This window comes from Desulfobacter latus (genome assembly GCF_013389365.1).
GTDB classification, from domain to species: domain Bacteria; phylum Desulfobacterota; class Desulfobacteria; order Desulfobacterales; family Desulfobacteraceae; genus Desulfobacter; species Desulfobacter latus.
In genome coordinates this window covers 1-5,084 of sequence record NZ_JACADJ010000122.1, presented here as the reverse complement: position 1 = coordinate 5,084, position 5,084 = coordinate 1, and the positions used below count along the sequence as shown (strand labels likewise).

The 5,084-nt window shown below is 44.4% G+C and carries 4 protein-coding genes; all 4 read right to left on the bottom strand.

Annotated elements, in window-relative coordinates; all coding sequences use genetic code 11:
• Positions 1-133: 133 nt before the first annotated feature.
• The 4 genes from cas6e to cas3 all read right to left on the bottom strand — a co-directional run bounded on the left by cas6e (position 134) and on the right by cas3 (position 4,837).
• Positions 134-730, bottom strand: a complete 597-nt coding sequence (gene cas6e / locus HXW94_RS18015; protein WP_178368282.1) for a type I-E CRISPR-associated protein Cas6/Cse3/CasE — start codon at positions 728-730, stop codon at positions 134-136.
• Positions 727-1,314, bottom strand: coding sequence for a type I-E CRISPR-associated protein Cse2/CasB (gene casB / locus HXW94_RS18010; RefSeq protein ID WP_178368281.1), 588 nt, complete (start codon positions 1,312-1,314; stop codon positions 727-729). The genes cas6e and casB overlap by 4 nt, the downstream gene beginning before the upstream one ends.
• Positions 1,315-1,412: 98 nt before the next feature.
• Entirely contained in the window at positions 1,413-2,846 is a 1,434-nt protein-coding gene (gene casA, locus HXW94_RS18005) for a type I-E CRISPR-associated protein Cse1/CasA (protein ID WP_218576802.1), read from the bottom strand.
• 35 nt (positions 2,847-2,881) lie between these two features.
• Positions 2,882-4,837 carry a CRISPR-associated helicase Cas3' gene (gene cas3 / locus HXW94_RS18000; RefSeq protein WP_281357874.1) on the bottom strand — a complete coding sequence of 652 codons (1,956 nt, stop codon included), beginning with the start codon at positions 4,835-4,837 and terminating at the stop codon, positions 2,882-2,884.
• Positions 4,838-5,084: the final 247 nt, after the last annotated feature.

The window sequence follows — 5,084 nt, the reverse complement described above, 5'->3', positions numbered from 1 at the left end:
TTGTTCAATTCTAAAGTACACTAAAGGAACGTGCTGTTCACAGTATTTTTTTTAAAAAATAATTTTCAGCATCTCAAAAACACATTTTGATTTTACGAAGTGTCAAACGGAAAATGAAGGATGCCAATCTTTTTTAATGCTCTGTGTTAGTTGGCTGGAGCATCAGCATTCCGTACCCGAACGATTTGGCTGAACCAATCCCTTTCTCAAAAGCAGTGCGAAAAACTTCAAGGTCAAAGACATTTAAGGCCCCCTGGAAATCTACGCTGACATGCTTGCCACGGGTCCGGTTCCGGACAAACACCTCATCCATAGGAGTACCGATAATCAAAGAGTTGGGTTCAATTTTAAATCCATTTTTTTCTGCTTTTTTTTCTATCCATTCACGCAGCTTGTTTTCTGAATAAATACCGATGCGTCTACGATCAGACGCACGGCGCATGGTTGGGTTTGCCTTGATCTGGAATCGATAGCATTGGTGACCCAGAAAATCAGGGGAGACGGTTTTAATTTGCCAATTGCCAAAATTATCACTTGAAGGTTTGGTTTTTGAAAGCAGTAAGAGTCTGAACCGGGTTCCTGCATCATCAATGCGGAATAAAAAAGAGCGCGGTTTCCCATCACAGTTCATAAAGCTTTTCCAGATAACTTGGTGCCAGGCATAGGAATCACTTATCCGTCTTCGTGCTGCATCTGTCTTATTGATAAAAAGCTGGGATAAAAAGGTCATGTTTGAAGGCCCTCCTGTTCATTGGAAGGCTGTGAGGGCTCCTGCAATGACGTTGTTATATCGGCTTCATCTTCCTCATCTTTTTGCCCACCCCAGTATGATGTCGCCCACCTGAGCTTTACCCGTTCTCCCCAGTAAAAAAGGTCTTTGTAGAGTACCTCAAAATCTATGGGAATAATGTTTTTGCTTTTCGCTGCTTTGATAATACCGGGAAGCCTTTCACAGACGTCTACGGCACTGTCACATGTAAGCAGGCGCCTGAACCTTGCATCAAAGGATCGCAATGCATCTTCAGGGGAACCAGACACCCCGTCAAGGGCAAGGCGTCGCATAACTGCACCCAGATTGCCGGAGTCGGCTGTCTGTTCAAATGTTGCAAATCCTGCGGCAACTGTTTGCCAAATGATACGTTCACGTTTTTTTGAAAGATCGCAATAAACGGCAATATAGGGCCAGCATCGATGTTCTGTCCCTGGACTGAATCCCCTGCGCAGGTCAGCAAGGACGCCACGGTCTTTTGCTTCAACCCTGCCTTTTGCCCATTTGAGAAAGACCTGGACAGGGTGGTGGGTCTTTTTTGTCATCTTATTATTCTCCTATCATAATATAGTTCAGAGTTGTTCTTTTGAAATTGAGTTCATAGTCAATTTGTAACTATTTGTTATTTAATCCTAAATAGTAATCAGTCCTCCGGTTTTTTGAGTCGAAGCTTTTGTCCGGCTATGGCAAATGCCTGAATTTGACGAGGTGTTGTATGGGGGCAGCTATTGGAAAATCCGGTATTCATGGCCCGACAGATAATGGGAAACCACGCTTGTCCCAATGGTTCTGAACTGCTTATACAGCGGATTAAGACAAGATATTGTTTATCAAGCAGAGCCCAGTAACTCATTAATGCCTTTTCATAGGAAATACTTTTTGAATCGACGGCCATCTCTTGGTACCAGGCTTTAACAGCCTCCCTAAGCGAGTATTCTCCTTTTCGTGCCAGTTCCACTCCCTTTTCATAGACTAAAAGCTCGGTTTTATTCAGCATTTCAATGGGAAGCGAGAAATTCCACTCGGCCACATCCAGTATTTTGCCCTTGTCTGCTGCCATTCCGCCGGTCCAGATGTCTACACGATCGGATTTTATGTATATTAAATGCCGTAAACAGGCAGCGCCGCCTGCAATGGATGTTTTGCTCAATGAAAGTACAGACGATAGTTCCCTCCATGGGTGTCGTGAAAGGTTAACTGCAATATATATATCTTTTTCATTTTTCCCCTTACCCCGCCTGACCACCGTAGCACAAGGTTCCCGCTGGGCAGGCAATTTGGGATAGGAAAGGCCGTTTGCAAGGGTAAAATTTTTGTTTTTGTTTAAAAAGATAGCCCGTGATAGAGGAACCAAGCGGCCTAAATAGGACGCAGTTGATATACGGGCAGCTTCCGGATCTCCTTTAAGAATATTGTCGTCTTCCCAAATGGGCCTTCCAAAATTCATTCCGGGAAATTCAGCTATCATTTTTTTGGTAAGAAGGTTCATCCATGTCGTTATGAGTAGATTTTCACCACGGATATATGTATGGATCATGGAGCCTTCTATTGCAGGGGCATGTTCACTGGTTTTCGTTGTTTTGTTTTCCCCCCATTGTGTTGTACCAATCAGACCGCCCGGCGAGAAACACTGAAAGGTTAAAAGCATTAATGCACACCATTCAGGGCCGTGAACCCTACCTGATGGAGAGGCTTGATGATCGAACAGTACGGAATTATTTCCAGCGGAAAGGTTAAAATTGAGTTTGTCCAGCGTCGCATTATCAAGGGGTTCAATATCTTTTGCCTGCATAAATGGGGTTGATCCATAAAGTTCAAAAGCATGTCCCCATTTTTCAAGATAAACGATTACATTTTGAGCAAGATTTTTTTGGGATTGAAACCAGTCTTTTTCATCCTGTGGTCCGTCAAGTGCAGCCTGGGTAATGCAGATCAAAAGACGCATCAGTGCAACGCGCTGGGGCGGGTTAACAGCAAGATCTCGAATGGTCTCACCTTCTTTAAACAATGCGATCAGGCTGACCCGTTCCCGGGTGCCGTCATCTCTTATAATGGGTATCCATGGTTCGTCTGTCAGGTTTATGGGTTAATCTCCCTTTTTATAGCAATGGGTTACCAGTCAAATTTAGATTTGTCGAAGGGGTCCATTGATTCAAAATCAGTTAAATATATTGCTGAGTCTTCAGAACTCTTTTTTTCGTTGGAGTGATTTGAACTGGACAATTCCGGAATCGATGTTCTGAAAAGCCCTTTCAAGGGGGTGTATTGAAAGTCGGTTAACCGGCTGTTTAATATGATCTCCCCACTATTATTATCCCATAGCAGGATTGGCGTTGTTTCAAAAAAATGCTTTTTCAAAAAAGCTGGAGTCTCAATGAGACCATACCTCAGCAGAAGCCAGGAAGGAATCGTAACAAGATTTAGATAAAGCTGTGCCGTTACTGCCGGATCGGGACGAACTGCATTGACTATAACACGGGTTTCATTAAGCAGGGTTAACTGGGCCTCATTTCCAGTGCTGTTGATATCCTTGACCAAAAGAACTTGCGTGCTGGGAAGATCGCTGTAGCGTGTGGCGCATGTTTCATTGTCATCGCCAACGGGCATGGCTGTTACCGTAGAAAGGTTACCTATCGCCTTATCAGCCAAGGCATTTTTATGTTGAAGAAATTGGGCATGCAGTTCTTCCATCAAATGCGCTTTTGGGGCGCATTGACTGGCCGGTTCTTCATAGGTGGTTTCCAGGAGTGTTCGAATATCATCGGGAATGGTGACCATCCTGCGTTTTTTCCATACATCCCGTGTCCGCCACAAAACCCAGGGCGCATAAACATGGCAGTTGCTCCGGCCAAACGCATCTAAAACTTCGTCCAGACTGTCGGATTGATCCGGATTTCCGCATAGAATCAGTGTTTCTGGTGTTGAGCAAGGGCGGTTCTTTCTGGCATGCCGGAACTGGCGCCCCATGCGCTGAAGCAGCATGTCGGTGGGAGCAAGTTCAGTAATAAGATAGTCCGCATCTATATCAACACTTTGTTCGACTACCTGGGTGGCGACCAGAATACATCCATTAGGACGCATATCTTCAGGTCCATTTGTTTTGTTTTTTCCAAGTCGTGTCATCCATAATTCTTCAATGGCAGCCCGCTGGAATCCGGGAAATTTAGAGTGAAGCAATCCAATGGGAAAGGCATCTGCGGGCATTTCAGCTGATAGGGCGTCATACCAGGCCTGGGCTGTTGCAACGGTGTTGGCAATGCAAAGAACGCAATGGCTTTGAAGCGCTTTGCCAACAGCATGACTTGCCATTTCAAAATATGACATTTCCCCAAGATGAATCTTGTATGCCTGCCCCTTTGGCGGCGGTGATGTGAGAGCAAATCCCGGCCCACTGATTAATGGATAGGAAGCTGAACTTGTTTTGTCGCAAGATTCATCGGCTAGTTGACAGGCTTCTTTTTGTCTCTCTTTGACCCGCTGGTTATTTTTGAAAAATGCCGAACGTCTTTTTCCAGTGAGGGTTGCCGAAAGAATGATGACAGAACAGCCGATCTGAGTCAGTTGGGATGCCATGGTTTCGATCAAAGTGCCGGTATAGCCGTCGTAACTGTGTACTTCATCAAGGATAACGACTTTTCCTGCAAGCCCAAACGTGCGGACAAAATGGTGTTTAACTCGAAGGGTACTCATCAGTGCCTGATCTACGGTTCCCACTACAAATGGATGTAAAAGGGCGCGTTTTCTGGGGTTAAACCAAGGATTCCCAGGCTTGAAGGCCTCACCTCCTTTTTCAAATGACGGATGCCAGAATGCCTTGAGCCAGGCTGTGCCGTGTGCCAGCTTTGCGACAGTTTTGTCCTCACATATTTTTTTAAGGAACGGATCAATGCGTTCATGAATTCGATCACTGGTGAGCCGGGTCGGTAGCCCAAAGAAAAATCCACTGTTCTGCCCGCTTGCCATGAGAAGATATGCAGCATAAAGTGCTGCTTCTGTTTTTCCCATTCCCATGGGTGCTTCCAGAACAAATACAACGGGTTTTCCGTAATCCATGATACCGGCACCCAACTGTTTCTGAATCTGATATGGTGAAAATTCGAAAATTTCTTCGAATGATAATCCTGGAATTATGTCTGGTTTTATAAGGCCGCAGGCAGAAACAGCACTTTGGGCAGCCGTTTTAATATCTACTTGAGTTTTCGAAAAATATTTTGACAAAATAATAGATTAAGGTATATTTATTGCTTTGGCTAAGTATATATGAAATTTATTCTAATAAAGATGGATAGTTATATTAAACTATCATAATGCTTAA

What these genes read in the sequence shown, in the direction of transcription:
- cas6e (WP_178368282.1), bottom strand. Translation starts at nt 730, where the DNA reads ATGACCTTTTTATCCCAGCTTTTTATCAATAAGACAGATGCAGCACGA.
- casB (WP_178368281.1), bottom strand. Translation starts at nt 1,314, where the DNA reads ATGACAAAAAAGACCCACCACCCTGTCCAGGTCTTTCTCAAATGGGCA.